We start from the raw sequence: 16,973 nt of genomic DNA on the forward strand, positions 1-16,973 counted from the left end.
ATCACAGTTCTTTGAAATTCATACTGGCTTCATATAGGACATAATCTAATCTTGGAAAGAAAGGTGAAAGGAATGACATATCGAAAACGGGTTGCTTTTTTAATGTTTGTCGATTCAATGATCGTATTGACGGCGATTTTTATAAGTAATTTCATTCTAGCTCCTACTGGTAACCCTTTTACGTCGTTTTTGTTTGTGAGCTCGATTACGTTATTAATTGGGCACCATCTCTTTGCTTATTACTTTAAGTTATATAAGAAGGTGTGGCAATACGCGAGTGTCTCGGAGCTGCTAGGGATTGCGAAGGCGGTTACGATCACGATCGTTCTAACAGCGGTTGTCCAGCTCGTCTTCTTTCAGGCGATCTCTCTACGCACCCTTGCGATTACGTGGATGATGCATATTCTCCTTATCGGTGGATCACGCTTCTCGTGGCGCTTATTTCGAGATCAATATATTAAGCCGAACATTGATAAGAAGAAAACACTTATCATTGGTGCAGGAGCAGGCGGAACGATGGTGGCCAGACAGCTCCAGCAAAGCCAAGAATCAGATCTACGTCCAGTTGCCTTTATTGATGACGATTTAGCAAAGCAAAATCTCGAAATTCTCGACTTGCCTGTCGTCGGCGGAATTTCTGAAATCGAGCGTGTTGTCAATCGTGAGCGAATCGAACAAATTATTATTGCAATCCCGTCTCTTTCAAGAGAAAAGATTAACAGCATCTTCAACGAGTGCTCGAAGACGAAGGCGAGGACACAAATCCTTCCGCGCATTGAAGATATTATGTCCGGTAAAGTATCGGTCAGTCAGTTCCGAGATGTAGAGGTCGAGGACTTACTCGGTCGTGACCCTGTCGATTTAGATATCGATGGAATTGAGAAATATATTAAGGGCAACACGATTCTCGTGACAGGAGCCGGTGGTTCAATCGGTTCTGAAGTATGCCGACAAATCGCGAAATTCTCACCGAGTGAGCTCGTCTTATTAGGTCATGGGGAAAATAGTATCTACTCAATCGAAATGGAGCTGAAGAGAAATGCACCTCAGCTAAATGTCTCAACCGAAATTGCTGACATCCAGGACCGTGAGAAGATCTTCTCGATTATGAAAACGAGAAAGCCAAGCGTCATCTTCCATGCGGCTGCTCATAAGCACGTGCCATTAATGGAGCGTAACCCAGAGGAAGCAGTGAAGAACAACGTCATCGGCACGCGCAATGTCGCTGAGGCAGCGAGTGAAGCAAAGGTGAACACGTTCGTGATGATTTCAACAGACAAAGCGGTGAACCCGACGAGCGTCATGGGGGCGACGAAGCGAATTGCCGAAATGATCATTCAGCATATGGATATGGTCAGTAACACTCGCTTTGTCGCGGTACGCTTCGGAAACGTCTTAGGAAGCCGCGGAAGTGTCATCCCGCTCTTCAAGGAGCAAATCCAAGCAGGTGGCCCTGTCACCGTTACCGACCCGAAAATGGTACGCTATTTCATGACGATTCCGGAAGCGTCTCGACTCGTCTTACAGGCAGGCGCACTAGCAGAGGGCGGAGAGGTATTCGTTCTCGACATGGGCGAGCCGGTGAAGATTGTTGACCTTGCCCGCAACTTAATTAAGCTATCAGGCTTCACAGAGGACGAAATTCCAATCGTCTTCACAGGGATGAGACCTGGTGAGAAGATGTTTGAGGAACTATTAAGTGACGATGAAGTTCACAATGAACAAGTGTATCCGAAGATTTACCGAGGAAAGACACCACCTGTGAATATTAATGTGACGTTTGATTTGGTGGAACGATTCCAAGAGGAAGATCGCGATTGCTTGCGGAAAGAGCTGTTGGATATTGCCAACTTTCGCGTGAGTGAGTTGAAGCATTTAGTGCAATAAAACTTTGAGGGAGGTTGTAGAATTTACAGCCTCCTTCAACTTGTTCCAATTCAGTAAATTAGTAGTTTGTTTGATTGACCTACGTTCAAGAGAAGTACTAATTGACTGAACTAAAAGCTTGTACAATTAGAAAGGAAGTTTAGAAAATGGGAAAACGCATCTACCTATCTTCGCCACATATGAGTGAAGAAGGTTTTGAGAGGAAATACGTGGAGGAAGCCTTTGATACTAACTGGATTGCTCCTTTAGGGGAGAATGTTAATAAATTTGAAGAGGAATTAGCAGAAAAAGTAGGTATAAAATCAGCTGCAGCACTTTCATCTGGAACCGCAGCTATTCACTTAGCATTGATAGCTGCAGGAGTTGGTGAAGGAGATAAGGTATTCTGTTCAACACTCACATTTTCAGCTTCGGCCAACCCCATTATATATCAAAATGCAGCACCCGTATTTATTGACAGCAACTATGAAACATGGAATATGTGCCCTGATGCGTTGGAAGAAGCCTTTAAGAAATATCCTGAAGTAAAGGCCGTTATCGTCGTGCACCTTTATGGATTATCTGCTGATATGGATCGGATTGTCGAACTTTGCAATAAATATAATGCTGTCTTAATAGAAGACGCTGCAGAAAGTCTAGGAACGTATTATAAAGGAAAGCACTCTGGAACATTTGGTGATTATGGTATCTTCTCTTTCAACGGGAATAAGATCATAACGACTTCTGGCGGAGGGATGCTTATTTCTAATCATGAAGAAAAGGTTGCTAAAATAAGGTTCTGGGCTACACAATCTAGAGATCAAGCGAGACATTTTCAACATAGTGAGTTAGGGTTTAATTACCGTATGAGTAATGTCGTTGCAGGAATTGGAAGAGGTCAGCTTAAGGTGTTGAATCAAAGAGTTGGAAAAAAGAAATATATTTATGAATTTTATAAAAGAGAGCTTGAAGGGCTAGAAGGTGTTACGTTTATGCCTGTTAATGATTGGGATGAACCAAACTATTGGTTAAGCGCGATGACGTTAACAGGTGAAGTGAGACCTATTGATATATTTGAAGCGTTGGAAGTTGAGAATATCGAGTCGAGACCAGTTTGGAAGCCGATGCATATGCAACCGTACTTCGAGAAGTATGATTTTGTTGGTAATGATGTATCGGAGAAGTTGTTTGTTAATGGTGTTTGTTTGCCTTCTGATACAAAGATGACTAATTCAGATTTGGCTAAAATTGTTGAGATTATTAAGAGGTTGTGGTGTAAACAATGATTAATTCAAAAGGTAGATTTTATAGGAGGTTTATAAAAAGACCAATGGATCTCATAGTATCATTTGTTGCCATTGTAGCACTTAGTCCTGTTCTTTTAGTGGTGGCAATCTTAGTGAAAACTAAACTAGGAAGTCCGGTATTGTTTAAACAGAAACGTCCGGGTTTAAATGAAAAGGTCTTTATGATGTACAAGTTTAGAACGATGACAGATGAAAGATGTGAGAATGGGGAGTTACTACCGGATAGTGTAAGGTTAACGAAGTTTGGTAAGTTCCTACGTTCTACATCGCTGGATGAGCTTCCTGAGTTATTCAATATTATAAAAGGTGATATGTCTATTATTGGTCCTAGACCATTATTGGTCCAGTACCTGCCTCTTTATAATGAGCATCAAAAGCGGCGTCATGATGTGAGGCCTGGGTTATCTGGATTAGCGCAGGTAAGTGGTAGGAATGCTATCAGCTGGGAAGATAAATTTGATCTCGATGTGAAATATGTTGATACGGTCAGTTTTATCGGAGATTGGAAGATAATTTTTCTGACCATAAAAAAAGTTGTGGTCAGAGAGGGTATTAATGCAGAAACTGCTGCTACGATTGAGCCTTTTAAGGGAACCGAAAAGGAAAGAATAGAAATATGAACAATAAACTTTTAATAATTGGTGCTAGCGGACATGGAAAAGTAGTAGCTGATATTGCGTTAAAAATGAATAGATGGCAAAGTATTGCTTTTTTAGATGATGACGAAAAAATTAAACTATCAATGGGATTAGAAGTTGTAGGAAATTCGAATGAAGCGATGAAACATATTAATGATTGTGACATCTTTGTAGGTGTTGGTAATAATGAAGTTCGAAAAAGGATACAGCAAAACCTTGAAGCAGAAGGGGCAACTTTACCTACATTAATTCATCCGAATGCTGTAATTGCTGAACAAGTTGAAGTGGCACCTGGAACAGCTATTATGGCGGGAGTAGTGATTAACTGTTGCAGTAAAATTGGAAAAGGATGCATTATTAATACAGGGGCTACGATAGACCATGATAATGTGATGGAAGATTTCGTTCATATTTCACCTGGTGTGCATTTAGCTGGTGCGGTGAAAGTTGGACAAGAGTCATGGCTAGGTATTGGTAGCACAGTAAGTAATAATGTAAATATTACGAGCAATTGCAAGGTTGGTGCAGGGACTGTAGTAGTAATGGATATAACTGAAACTGGTACTTATGTAGGTGTTCCAGCGAGGAGAGTTTTATAAATGAAGGTTCTTGTATTTACAAATTTCGGTATGGGTTTATTTAATTTTAGAAAGGAACTATTAGAAAAACTTATTAGTGAGGAAAATGATGTATATGTTTCTTTACCTTATGATGAATATGTTCCTAAATTAAAAAGGTTAGGTTGTAAATATATAGAGTCCAAGGTAGACAGAAGAGGAACTAACCCCATTAATGATATGAAACTTTTGATACAGTATATTAAGGTAATAAAAAATGTTAAACCTGATGTCGTACTAACTTACACAATCAAGCCTAATATATATGGTGGTATTGCTTGTAGAATAACAAAAGTTCCTTACTTAACAAATATAACAGGGTTGGGTACAGCTATTGAAAATAGGGGATTAATTCAAAAGATTACGCTTAGCCTTTATAGTTTGGGGTTGAAAAACTCTACTTGTGTTTTCTTTCAAAATGAGTTTAATAGAAGTTTCTTTGCTGATAACAATATTGTAAAAGGTAAGACGAAGTTAATTCCTGGTTCTGGTGTAAATCTAGAACATCATAAATGTGAGGACTATCCAAGTGATGATAAGACAATAAGGTTTGTATTCATTGGGCGTATAATGAAAGCAAAGGGAATTGAGGAATTGTTTCAAGCTGCAAAAAAAGTAAAAGAAATTTACTCGAATGTCGAATTTGATTTAGTTGGCGCTAGTGAAGAAGACTATACTAAACAGTTATCTGAATTAGAAGGATGGGGTATAATCAAATACCACGGCCAGCAGAGCGATGTACATTCTTTTATAAAAAACTCACATGGAATAATTCTTCCGTCTTATCATGAAGGAACAGCTAACGTATTACTTGAATCTGCTTCAACAGGTCGGCCCATTTTGGCATCTAGGGTGCCAGGTTGTATCGAAACCTTCGAAGATGATATTACTGGTTTAGGATTTAAGGTTAGAAGTGTTCCAAGCTTAGTCGAAGCAATTATAAAATTTATTAAACTTCCGTATCATCAAAAGAAGCAAATGGGCATAGAAGGACGTAAAAAGATGGAAGAGGAATATGATAGAAAGCTAGTAATAGATGCTTATTTGCAAGAAATACAAACATTAGTAAATGAGGAGAATTGAAATGAACTTATATGAAAAGATTGTTAGCAGAGAAGAGAAAATATCTTTAATCGGACTTGGATATGTAGGTATGCCAATAGCAGTTGCATTTGCTAAAAAAATAGATGTTATTGGATTTGACGTTAATAAAGAAAAGATCGAATTATACAAGCAAGGAATTGATCCTACCAAAGAAGTTGGTAATGAAGTAATAAAAAATACAACTGTTGATTTCACATGCGATGAAGCAAAATTAAGAGACGCAAAATTCCATATCGTTGCTGTACCAACTCCAGTTAAAGCCGACCGTACTCCTGACCTAACTCCGGTTAAATCTGCAACCAAAACACTTGGCAGAAATTTAACTAAAGGGTCAATTGTTGTTTTTGAATCGACTGTGTATCCAGGAGTAACCGAAGAGATATGTGTTCCAATATTAGAAAAAGAATCAGGATTAAAATATGGAGTAGATTTTAAAGTAGGTTACTCTCCTGAACGTATTAATCCTGGAGACCAAGAGCACAGACTTGAAACGATTATAAAAGTAGTTTCAGGTATGGATGAGGTCACTTTAGAAATTGTTGCTAAAGTCTATGAAATAGTCGTAGATGTGGGTGTATTTAAAGCTGAAAGTATAAAGGTTGCTGAAGCTGCTAAAGTTATTGAAAATGCCCAACGTGATATAAATATTGCTTTTATGAATGAACTATCTATTATCTTCAATAAAATGGATGTTGATACAAAGGCTGTTTTAGAAGCCGCAGGGACTAAGTGGAATTTCTTGAATTTTTCACCTGGTCTTGTAGGTGGACATTGTATTGGCGTAGATCCGTACTATCTAACATACAAAGCAGAGCAAGAAGGTTATTACTCACAAATAATTCTATCAGGTAGAAAAATAAATGATGATATGGGTAAGTATGTCGCTGAAAGTACTGTAAAAAAATTGATAAAAGCTAAAAAACAAATTAATGGAGCAAGGGTTGCTATCTTTGGAGTTACTTTCAAAGAAAACTGTCCTGATGTAAGAAACACAAAAGTAGTAGATGTAATCAAAGAATTAGAGGAATACGGAATAGAAGTAAAAGTTATCGATCCAGTGGCTGATAAAGAAGACCTTTGGCATGAATATAAAATTCATCCTAGCACTATTGATGAAGTACAAGGGATGGATGCAGTTATTTTTGCAGTTCCACATGAAGAGTTTAAGGATATCGAATTAAAAGAAATTATAAATATGTTTAAGACATCTGAATATATCGATTCAAAAGCAATTTCCGAAGTATCAGCTACAAATGAGTTGAGTTCTTCAATGGATAATGATTGTGTACTGATTGATTTAAAAGGGATGTTTGATCGAAAAGAAGCTGAAATATTGGGTTATAATTACTGGAGGCTATAATAATGGGTTATGAAAATATTGTTTTTCCTAAAGATTCAAAGTTCTTAGTTACTGGTTCGGCAGGTTTTATAGGATCTAACTTAGTTGAAGCAATTTTAAATTTAGGTTATAAAGTTAGAGGCTTGGATGATTTTTCTACTGGTAAAAGAGAGAATGTTGAAGAACTAATAGATAATCCTAATTATGAGTTTATTGAAGGTACTATCTTAGATCAAGATATATCTAATGCAGCTTGTAAGGATATAGACTTCGTTTTGCATCAGGCAGCTTGGGGGAGTGTTCCTCGTAGTATTGAGATGCCTCTAGTCTATGAAGAAATTAATATTAAAGGTACACTAAATATGATGGAATCAGCAAGGAAAAATGGGGTAAAGAAATTTGTTTATGCATCAAGTTCTTCGGTCTATGGTGATGAGCCGAATTTACCGAAAAAAGAAGGAGTAGAAGGGAACGTGTTGTCTCCATATGCTCTAACAAAAAAGGTAAATGAAGAATATGGGAGGTTGTACTCAAGCCTTTACGGATTAGACACATACGGCTTAAGATATTTTAATGTATTTGGTAGGAGACAAAATCCTGATGGGGCGTATGCAGCGGTAATTCCGAAATTTATTAAACAATTGTTAAATGATGAAAAGCCGACTATTAATGGTGATGGCAGACAAAGTAGGGATTTTACTTATATAGAAAATGTTATAGAGGCTAATCTAAAGGCCTGTAATGCGTCTAGTGAAGCCGCTGGACAAGCTTATAATATTGCTTATGGCGGTAGAGAGTATTTGATTGATATATATGGAGAGTTATGTAAAGCATTAGGAAAAAACATAGAGCCCAATTTCGGCCCTGAAAGAAAGGGTGATATTAAGCACAGTAATGCTGATATAAGTAAGGTTAAAGAAATGTTGGGTTATAGTCCAGAGTGGAGTTTTGAAAGAGGGATTGTTTCGGCCATTGGGTGGTATAAAGAAACCATTGGTACCAGAGAGGTGTAAAATTTCATGTGTGATATAGTTATATTAACACCTTCTTTTAACAGGAGGGAAACTTTACCAAGATTATATGATAGTTTAAAGGGCCAAATCGATAATAATTTTACATGGGTAATTGTAGATGATGGAAGTTTAGATGGAACTGCATCTCTTGTAAGAGAAATGTTAAATGAAGATATTATAGATATAAAATATATATTTCAAGAAAATGGAGGTAAAGCCAGGGCTTTAAATACTGGCTTTGCAGAATGTCAAAAGGCCCTTGTTGTTATGATTGTAGACAGTGATGATTATTTGTTACCAACAGCTGTTAGTACTGTTAAGAAATACTGGGATAAGTATGGAGATATTCAAGATATAGGAGGATTTTTATTTCACTATAAAACGCTAGACGGCGAAGTTATAAAACCCAAAAGTGGTTTAATTAATAGCGATCAGGTTATGACGATTTATCAATATAATGGAATGTACGGAAAGCATGATGGGTGTATTTGCTATATTAATAAAGTAACTAAAGAATACAGGTATCCTGAATATGTTGGAGAAAAATATGTTGGTCCTACAGTATTACAAATGGAAATGGCGGATAATTACAAGATTGTATATTCACCTGAATTAGTTGGTGTGGCAGAATATCAAGTAGATGGTCTCACTAAAAGTGGACGCTTATTAAGGTTAAGAAATCCTTTGGGAATGATACATTATTGTAAGTTAATGATGAGTTCCAAAGGAAGTTTAATGACACAATTCAAATATGCAATTTCTATTTGGCCCTACGCTAGAATTGCAAATAAGTCATTTTTGACTGTTTTAAGGGAAGTGAAAAGACCACTTATGTTGACCGTTACTTATTTACCAGGCAAACTCGTCTATTATAAGTGGAAAAAATATCTACCCTAGGTATGCTTTAGATATTAAATTCAAGTTCTTCACCACATCTTTGTTTTAACGAAAAAAGAGAAACATTGCATTTTTGAATGACTAACCAAGACTACGGTTTCATGGTTCTAACTATGGCAAATAAACAGAGCAATATTCTTTCTAGATAAATAGAAAAAACGTTTTTCAATAAGCCTGTTATCATCGACATGCGGAAACACCATCAAGGTAGCCTATACGCTAGATGATAAATACCCTGCAAAATTAAAATATAAAATTAGGACAACTTGCTATTAAGCTATTGAATGTAGTATAGATATATGGACACAACTTGATTAAGTCTCGGTTAGAAATGTGAATATACAATCATTAAGGTAGTGATGTGGTTTAATATAATTATTTTAGGTACTCTTTCTAGAATAGCCTATGATATTGATTTAGAACTACTAGAGGGATGGAATAATCAGGGGAATCGGTATTAATTATTATTTGCCACGAGGTGAACAAGTAACGTTTAGAATCCCTTACTATAATAATTATATAATATTTTGGAAAGGGGATTACAATGAAAAAATCATTACTATTTGTTATTAATAATTTTAATATTGGAGGACCGCAAAAAAGCTTACTTGCTCTACTACATGAGTTAGATTTTAAAAAGTATGATGTTGATTTACTTATATTACAAGAAGGTGGAAAGTTAGTTGAATTCCTTCCAAGTGAAGTATCTTTAGTTAATCCTCATAAAAAACATAGATATGCTATTTTGTCGAAAAAACACATCAGTAGGTATATATTAGAAATGTGCAGAAGTTTAGATATTAAATTTTTATATAATACACTAAAAAGTATTATATTTGGAGTATATAAACGCAATATGACAGAAAGTAAGCAAAAGTTTTGGCAAAGGAATAAGGAAGTTCTACCTAAATTAGAGAAGTATTATGATATTGCATTTGGTGTCTCTAGTGGACACTCATTATATTTTATAATTGACTGTGTTAACGCTAAAAGAAAAATAAATTGGATTAGAACTGATTATCGTGTTCTAAAAAGGAATAAAAAAATTGACAGTGAATATATTTCAAAGGCTGAAATGAGTTTATCTGTATCCGAACAATGTAAAGATATATTTATTGATGAATTTAAAGAAATTAATCCTAAGGTTGAAGTTATTTATAACTTATTACCTGTGAACTTATACAATACTTTACCAGCAGATACTACATTAATGAAAAAAGAACTACAAAATCAAATTAATTTATTAACCATATGTCGACTTGATCCTCACAAAGGACTGGATATTGCAATTAAGTGCTGTAAAATTCTATTGGAAGAAGGTTTAAATATAAAATGGTTTGTTTTGGGAGAAGGATCTTATAAAACTAAAGTTGAGGAAATGATAGAAGAGTTCAACTTACAAGGAAGTTTTATCCTATTAGGGTCTCATTTAAACACTATGAAATATATAAATGAAAGTGATATATTTGTCCACCCCTCAAGGTTTGAAGGCAAGTCTAATGTTGTTGATGAAGCAAAATACTTATGCAAACCAATTGTAGTAACTAATTATAATACAGCAACTGAACAAATTAACAATATGGGTAATGGAATTATTACAGAAATTGACGAGGGATCACTTGCAAAAGGAATATTATCAATAATCCAAGATAAATCTTTAGAAAATAAATTCATTCAAAACTTAAAAAATGATCAATATGATCGAAGAATCAGTATAAAAAAATTCGACAATTTGTTTAGTTAATAGTTCACAATAAAAAAACTACTAGTTTTTTATTGTGAGATTCATTAATTCTAAATTAAAGTTACTAATAGGCTTTCAATTTTTAACCATTATATAGATATTTGAAATTGATTAATTGGAGTGCAAAGATGAATAAGTCCTATTACAACATAAATTTCATTAAAAAAATATCAATTGTATTAATATTGCTTCCAGTATTTATTAGCAATTACTTGAGTGAGCAATTTGGTATTACTAGCATGGTATTTTTAATATTACTTGTAATACCATTCTGCTTTACTAATTGGAAATCATTGTTTATAAGTTTTAATTATATGATCAAAATAAATTATATTAAACTTTTGTTTTTGTATTTAATTTATTGTTCATTCACTTTAGCATTCACACAAGATTTTTCTGCAGGGTTGAATATGATACTTCTTTTTATAGTATCGGTTATTTTAGGACTCCTTTTTTCACAATATAAAGTAATTGAAATTTATAAGCATTTAGCCTGGAGTGGGCTTATTTATACTATAGTATTATACTTAGGAATCCCGAATTTATATTTTAATTATTATACAGAATCACAAAGGTTTGCTTATTACCATGGAGACATCTCGCTAAATCCGAATTATTTCAGTATATTACTTAGCTTCTTTGGAATGTACTTTTTATACAAATTTATTAGTACTAAAAATTATAAGCTATTACATGCCATACCTCTTTTGATGATTATATTTTTTATAATAGAAACGCATTCAAGAAGCGGTTTATACACTTTTAGCATTGTCTCTTTAATTTCCTTTTTATTGTTCGCTAAGAAAAGTATATTAACTTATATTAGTGGAGCGTTTCTAACTGCGCTGCTATTTATATTTATTTTTACAAATATTAATTTTAGTAATAATGTGGATACTCGTATTACGGAATTAGATTTAAATAATAGGAATTTGATCTGGGAAGTTGGTATTGAAAAATCGTTGGAAGATCCTTATAAGTTTATTTTTGGTTATGGAAAAGGTACTTCTGAATTTATTCTTGGTGAAAGTAATCTTTTGTACTCAGTAATTAATGATGAAGGTAAAGCAAGAACAAATGCACATAATATGTATATAGAAAATTTACTGAATTTAGGAATAATCGGGCTGTCTTTGTTGATATTATTTTCACTTTATTTAATAAAATTCTTCTATCGTAAATTTGAATATAATACTTCCTTAGTACCAATTTTAATTTATGGTACAATAATAATAAGTGGTTTAATGGGAAATCAAATGAGAACATATTATTTTGTTATTGTTTTTGCTATTGTAATTGCGTATTCGATACAAAAACAAAGAGAACTCAATTAGAAATTATTATCAAGAGGTAACTTATACATGGGAATAAATATTACTAAATCAGATGTAAGATGGAGTTATATAAGTCTATTTTTATTTAACGGAATAAATGTGCTGTTATTACCATTTATATTAGCCTATTTAAGTTCTAGCGAAATAGGTTTATGGTATACGTTTACAGCTGTTGCTGGTTTAGTAATACTTTTAGACTTTGGTTTTATGACAACTTTATCAAGAAATGTAACCTACGTGTGGGCTGGAGCAGATGATATAGTATCTTCTGAATTTAAAAAAAACATTAAACAGGATTTAGGGCCGAATTATACTTTGTTTGTAAAGTTATTTAAAACAACTAAATTGATTTACCTTTTGATAGGAATGTTGATATTCGGAATACTATTATCTATAGGTACTTACTATATTTATTCTGTTTCAAAGAATGACATTTCTATGACTACTGTCATGGTGTCATGGTTAATATATGCTTCAGCAGTATTTCTTAATATGAGATATGCTTATTGGAATGCTATTCTAAAGGGAATAGGAGCTATTAAAGAAAATCAACAATTATTAATAATAACAAAATTAGTTCAATTAATTTTCAGTATTTTGTTTCTTATATTAGGTTATGGGATTATTGGAGTTTCCGTCGCCTATTTTATTTCTATTATTATTAATCGTATTTTAGTTAATAAATACTTCTATTCGTATCAGAATAATAAAACTGCTATTAAGCCCTTATTAATACAAAAAATCGATAAAAAGGAATATTTAATACTACTAAGGAAGTTGCTTCCCAACACTTATAAACAGGGGCTAATTTCAATATCGAATTATATTAATTTAAGGTCAACCACAGTGGTAAGTTCAGCTTTCTTAGGGTTAAATGTAACTGCGTCACTTGGCTTTGTATTACAGGTTTTTACATTAATAACTGTGGTAGCAAATACATTTTTTAATACATTTTTGCCTCAGTTTAGTTCAAACAGAGTAAATAGTCAATATAACAACTTAAAGAGTATATTTAAAAAGGCTTTACTGATTAATTATATAATTACGATACTTGGTTTTGCAGGATTTATCTTAACTATAAACATTTTTTTAGATTTGATTAATTCAGATGTTGAGCTATTACCTATGCCTGTAATTATAGTTATTATGATATATATGTTTTTGTATAATAATCAATCGATTTTTACTGCATTTAATGCAACAAAAAATGTATTACCGCACTACAAATCATTCTTTATATCAAGCTTATTAGTCTTAGGCCTTCAATTATTTTTACTGTACTATTTCGATGCAACATTATGGAGTTTATTACTTCCAATATTATTAGTACAGTTACTATATAATAACTGGTATTGGCCTTATTTGACGATAAAAGAGTTAAGAAGTTATAAGTCTTCGGATAAATAGTTATTTTGCAAAATACACCTTACTTAAAAGCGATGTTTCGGACACTCATTACGTGCCATTCAGTACAGAGGCTGTAAAATTTCTATTTCAACTCATTACCGACTTTTATGAACAGAAGAGTTTTATCGTGACATTAAACCTAGAATTCAGTTAATGGAATAGTATATTTTCTGATGGACTAACCACATGCCCTTGTGGATCGCTTGATCCACAACGCACATGTGATAAGTTACGTGGGTGGGTGAAAGTTTGGGCGTAAGGAGTGACAAGAGTTGTGAAATTATTTGATAACTTACCTAAGTCAATAAAGAAAACAATTAGATATATCCACCAAGATGTATCCTCTATTGAAAAGTTCGAAGAGATTGAAAGGCAATTAATATACACTCTAGAAAAGAAAAGAAGGGAACTGGAAGAACAACATGATTTTAACAAGACGTATTAAGGAAAGTATTAGTTTGAAATTGTGCAGTAGAAAGAGCGAAATATAGATGTTAGTAAGTCGTTTAACTTATGATATGATGTACCTAATAATTCTAGAGCTATTTAGAAGAAGATCAAGCAAAACGGTTCAAACTAGATTAAAGGAAGTGAGATTGGCCGATGAAAATCACAATAGCTGGTACCGGTTATGTCGGATTATCGAATGCGATTTTATTAGCGCAATATAATGACGTGTTCGCTCTTGATATCGTTCAAGAGAAAGTGGACATGATTAACAACCGACGTTCGCCGATTGTCGATAATGAGATTGAAGAGTTTCTAGCAACGAAGGAATTGAACTTGACGGCCACAACAAGCAATGAAGAAGCATTTAAGGATGCTGACTATGTCGTGATTTCCACACCAACGAACTATGATCCTGATAAGAATTACTTTGATACGAGTACGGTCGAAGCTGTTATTCAGAATGTCTTAGCGATCAATCCAAATGCGGTGATGGTCATTAAGTCAACCGTCCCTGTCGGTTATACAGCATCTGTCAGAGAGAAGTTTAACACGGACAATATCATTTTCTCACCAGAGTTCTTACGTGAAGGGAAGGCCTTATACGATAACCTACACCCTTCCCGTATTGTCGTTGGTGAGCGTTCTGAACGCGCGAAGACATTTGCGCAATTGCTAGTCGAAGGTGCTGTGAAGGAGGATATCGACGTACTGTTCACCAATTCAACGGAAGCAGAGGCGATCAAGCTCTTTGCCAATACGTACTTAGCGATGCGTGTGGCGTTCTTCAATGAGCTCGATTCGTATGCCGAGGTAAGAGGTCTGAACACCCAGCAAATCATTGATGGTGTCGGCCTTGATCCGCGAATTGGGACGCATTATAACAACCCTTCGTTCGGTTATGGTGGTTACTGCTTACCAAAGGATACGAAGCAGCTGCTTGCGAACTATGAGGACGTACCGAATAACATTATGGCAGCGATCGTTGATGCGAACCGGACGAGAAAGGATCATGTCGCTGAGATGATTCTAAGCCGAAAGCCAAAGGTCGTCGGCATTTACCGTCTGACGATGAAGATGGATTCCGATAACTTCAGACAATCAGCGATCCAAGGTGTCATGAAGCGCATTAAGGCGAAGGGTGTCGACGTTGTTGTCTATGAGCCGTCGTTCCCTGAGGACGAATTCTATAATTCGAAGGTGTACAAAGACTTTGATGCGTTCAAGGATGTGTGTGATGTCATTGTCGCGAATCGCCTGTCTGATGAGCTGAAGGAAGTCGAGGATAAGGTGTATACGCGAGATTTGTATGCGCGCGATTGATGTTGTATGTGAGCTGAGGGAGTGTGAGTGCTCCCTCGGTTTTGTTGTGGGTTTTATTTTCAGAATAGTTCGTAAATTATAAGGCGGTAATATGGTTGTTGCATCATTCCTTGTGATGAACCTTTAAAATACGTATTTCAAACCCTCATTAAACAAGGTGTCTAGTCATTAGTTGATTGATTTGTATAGGGTGATTTTACCTCTGAATATGAGTTATAAAAATATGCATAACTAATTAAACGAAACATACATATAAACATTATAAGTAGTGTGATAGTGCCAATGAGCAAAAGTGATGTATAGGAAAATCTGACTCAATGTCTATTACAACTTAGAGCAAAGGAGTCTTGTTGATGAAGATTTTATTGACAGGAACTGCAGGCTTTATTGGTATGCACCTTTTAGAACGGTTAATTAGTGAAGGTTTTGAAGTAGTTGGATTAGATAATATTAATAGCTACTATGATTTACAATTGAAAGATGACCGTTTGAAGCAAATAAAGAAACTGAAAGGTTTTTCGTTTCATAAAGTGGACTTAGTGAATCGAGAGGTATTAAATCGGGAATTTGAGGATCAAGAAATCGATGTAGTTGTAAACCTCGCGGCCCAAGCCGGTGTCCGCTACAGCCTTGAAAACCCACATGCTTACGTAGATTCAAATGTCGTAGGCTTTGTGAACATTCTAGAAGCGTGCCGTCATCATCAGGTGAAGCACTTAATCTATGCTTCTTCTAGCTCTGTCTACGGGGCGAATGTGAAGATGCCGTTTTCGACTTCTGATGAAGTGAATCATCCGGTTAGCTTGTATGCGGCGACGAAGAAGTCGAATGAGCTGATGGCTCATACGTATAGTCATTTGTATAACATTCCGACGACAGGGCTGCGCTTTTTCACCGTGTATGGTCCGTGGGGGCGTCCGGATATGGCGTATTTCTCATTTACGAAGGATATTGTCGAAGGTAAGACGATTAAGGTGTTTAACAATGGTGAGATGATGCGTGATTTCACGTATATTGGTGATATCGTTGATGGAATTGTTCGCTTGCTAGATAAGCCACCAAAGGCTGATCCGAATTGGAATCGTGAGCAGCCGAATGCGAGCTCTAGCTATGCGCCGTATAAGGTGTATAACATTGGGAATAATCAGCCTGTGAAGCTCATGGACTTTATTGAAACGTTAGAGAAGCATTTAGGAATCAAGGCGAAGAAGGAATTTCTGCCGATGCAGCCTGGTGATGTGAAGGCGACGTATGCCGATATTGATGAGCTGCAACGGGATACAGGCTTCAAGCCGTCCACGACCATTGATGCAGGTCTTAAGAAGTTTGTTGATTGGTATAAAAAGTATTACAATGTGAAGTAATCACGAGCCTTCCTTCTTATTAATGGCAGCAAAAAAGTTTGATTTTTCAGTGGCCTTTAAGTAATGTGCGTAGCTGTTGTCCGATTTTGAAAGCCTTGTAATGAGTGGGTTTCTCATAGCAAGGCGCGCAACGAGCGGAGCCATTACTCTTCTTTGAGTTACTAGAAAGGACTTTTTCAGTGTTCTCTGATTTTTAACTTTTTTGTTGTCATTGCTTATCAAATGGAAGGTACTGAAAAAGTGATTTGTCCTTTTTCAGTGGCCTCAGAATCGAAGTAAAGAAAGAATTCCTACGAATGTTAGTCAGAATGGAAATCGACCAAGCGAAGCAAACACTCCTCACAGGATTTTTCGAAACATATCTCCCATTAACCGAAGACGAAGAAATTCAACTGATAAACGAGGTGAAACAAATGAAAAGAAAGGAAGGGGACCAGATCATGGAAGTGATGGTGTCATATGAGCGGAGAGGGTTAGAGAAAGGACTAAAACAAGGCAAACGCGAAATGGCAAAGAGCTTACTGCGAGAGGGCGTGGATATGGATATGATCGTACGTGTATCGGGGTTGTCGA

The 16,973-nt window shown here is 35.4% G+C and carries 14 protein-coding genes and 1 pseudogene; all 15 read left to right on the forward strand.

Annotation, left to right across the window (positions count from 1 at the left end; genetic code table 11):
* The first annotated feature begins 72 nt into the window (after window positions 1-72).
* A complete protein-coding gene (locus JCM9152_RS12670) occupies window positions 73-1,887 on the forward strand; it encodes a polysaccharide biosynthesis protein (RefSeq protein WP_035344798.1) in 1,815 nt (604 codons plus the stop codon).
* A 146-nt stretch (window positions 1,888-2,033) separates the two neighbouring features.
* Window positions 2,034-3,152 (forward strand): DegT/DnrJ/EryC1/StrS family aminotransferase, encoded by a 1,119-nt coding sequence (locus JCM9152_RS12675; RefSeq protein ID WP_035344801.1) that lies wholly within the window; start codon window positions 2,034-2,036, stop codon window positions 3,150-3,152.
* Window positions 3,149-3,793, forward strand: coding sequence for a sugar transferase (locus tag JCM9152_RS12680; protein WP_035344804.1), 645 nt, complete (start codon window positions 3,149-3,151; stop codon window positions 3,791-3,793). Before JCM9152_RS12675 ends, JCM9152_RS12680 begins: the two co-directional genes overlap by 4 nt.
* Window positions 3,790-4,410 carry an acetyltransferase gene (locus JCM9152_RS12685; RefSeq protein ID WP_035344806.1) on the forward strand — a complete coding sequence of 207 codons (621 nt, stop codon included), beginning with the start codon at window positions 3,790-3,792 and terminating at the stop codon, window positions 4,408-4,410. Before JCM9152_RS12680 ends, JCM9152_RS12685 begins: the two co-directional genes overlap by 4 nt.
* On the forward strand, window positions 4,411-5,511 hold the full coding sequence (locus JCM9152_RS12690) for a glycosyltransferase family 4 protein (protein ID WP_035344809.1): 1,101 nt from the start codon (window positions 4,411-4,413) through the stop codon (window positions 5,509-5,511). It begins immediately after the preceding gene.
* Between the two features lies 1 nt (window position 5,512).
* The gene (locus JCM9152_RS12695; protein ID WP_035344812.1) at window positions 5,513-6,892 is read left to right on the forward strand and encodes a nucleotide sugar dehydrogenase; all 1,380 of its coding nucleotides are present in this window, start codon (window positions 5,513-5,515) and stop codon (window positions 6,890-6,892) included.
* Window positions 6,893-6,894: 2 nt separating this feature from the next.
* Window positions 6,895-7,884, forward strand: coding sequence for an SDR family oxidoreductase (locus JCM9152_RS12700; protein WP_035344815.1), 990 nt, complete (start codon window positions 6,895-6,897; stop codon window positions 7,882-7,884).
* 6 nt (window positions 7,885-7,890) lie between these two features.
* Complete coding sequence (locus JCM9152_RS21425; protein WP_052015927.1) at window positions 7,891-8,781, forward strand: glycosyltransferase family 2 protein; 891 nt, start codon at window positions 7,891-7,893, stop codon at window positions 8,779-8,781.
* A 544-nt stretch (window positions 8,782-9,325) separates the two neighbouring features.
* A complete protein-coding gene (locus JCM9152_RS12710; protein ID WP_035344817.1) occupies window positions 9,326-10,525 on the forward strand; it encodes a glycosyltransferase in 1,200 nt (399 codons plus the stop codon).
* A 128-nt stretch (window positions 10,526-10,653) separates the two neighbouring features.
* A complete protein-coding gene (locus JCM9152_RS12715; RefSeq protein WP_035344820.1) occupies window positions 10,654-11,859 on the forward strand; it encodes an O-antigen ligase family protein in 1,206 nt (401 codons plus the stop codon).
* A 27-nt stretch (window positions 11,860-11,886) separates the two neighbouring features.
* Window positions 11,887-13,266, forward strand: a complete 1,380-nt coding sequence (wzx, locus tag JCM9152_RS12720; RefSeq protein WP_035344823.1) for an O-unit flippase-like protein — start codon at window positions 11,887-11,889, stop codon at window positions 13,264-13,266.
* A 52-nt stretch (window positions 13,267-13,318) separates the two neighbouring features.
* Window positions 13,319-13,420, forward strand: coding sequence for a hypothetical protein (locus tag JCM9152_RS23315; protein ID WP_235715701.1), 102 nt, complete (start codon window positions 13,319-13,321; stop codon window positions 13,418-13,420).
* Window positions 13,421-13,869: 449 nt separating this feature from the next.
* Complete coding sequence (locus JCM9152_RS12725; protein WP_035344826.1) at window positions 13,870-15,036, forward strand: nucleotide sugar dehydrogenase; 1,167 nt, start codon at window positions 13,870-13,872, stop codon at window positions 15,034-15,036.
* Between the two features lie 353 nt (window positions 15,037-15,389).
* The gene (locus JCM9152_RS12730) at window positions 15,390-16,400 is read left to right on the forward strand and encodes an NAD-dependent epimerase (protein WP_035344828.1); all 1,011 of its coding nucleotides are present in this window, start codon (window positions 15,390-15,392) and stop codon (window positions 16,398-16,400) included.
* A gap of 296 nt (window positions 16,401-16,696) precedes the next feature.
* Window positions 16,697-16,973: pseudogene (locus JCM9152_RS12735) on the forward strand (DUF4351 domain-containing protein); the annotation flags it as partial.

The organism is Halalkalibacter hemicellulosilyticusJCM 9152, assembly GCF_000513115.1.
Classification (GTDB): Bacteria; Bacillota; Bacilli; order Bacillales; family Bacillaceae_D; genus Halalkalibacter; species Halalkalibacter hemicellulosilyticus.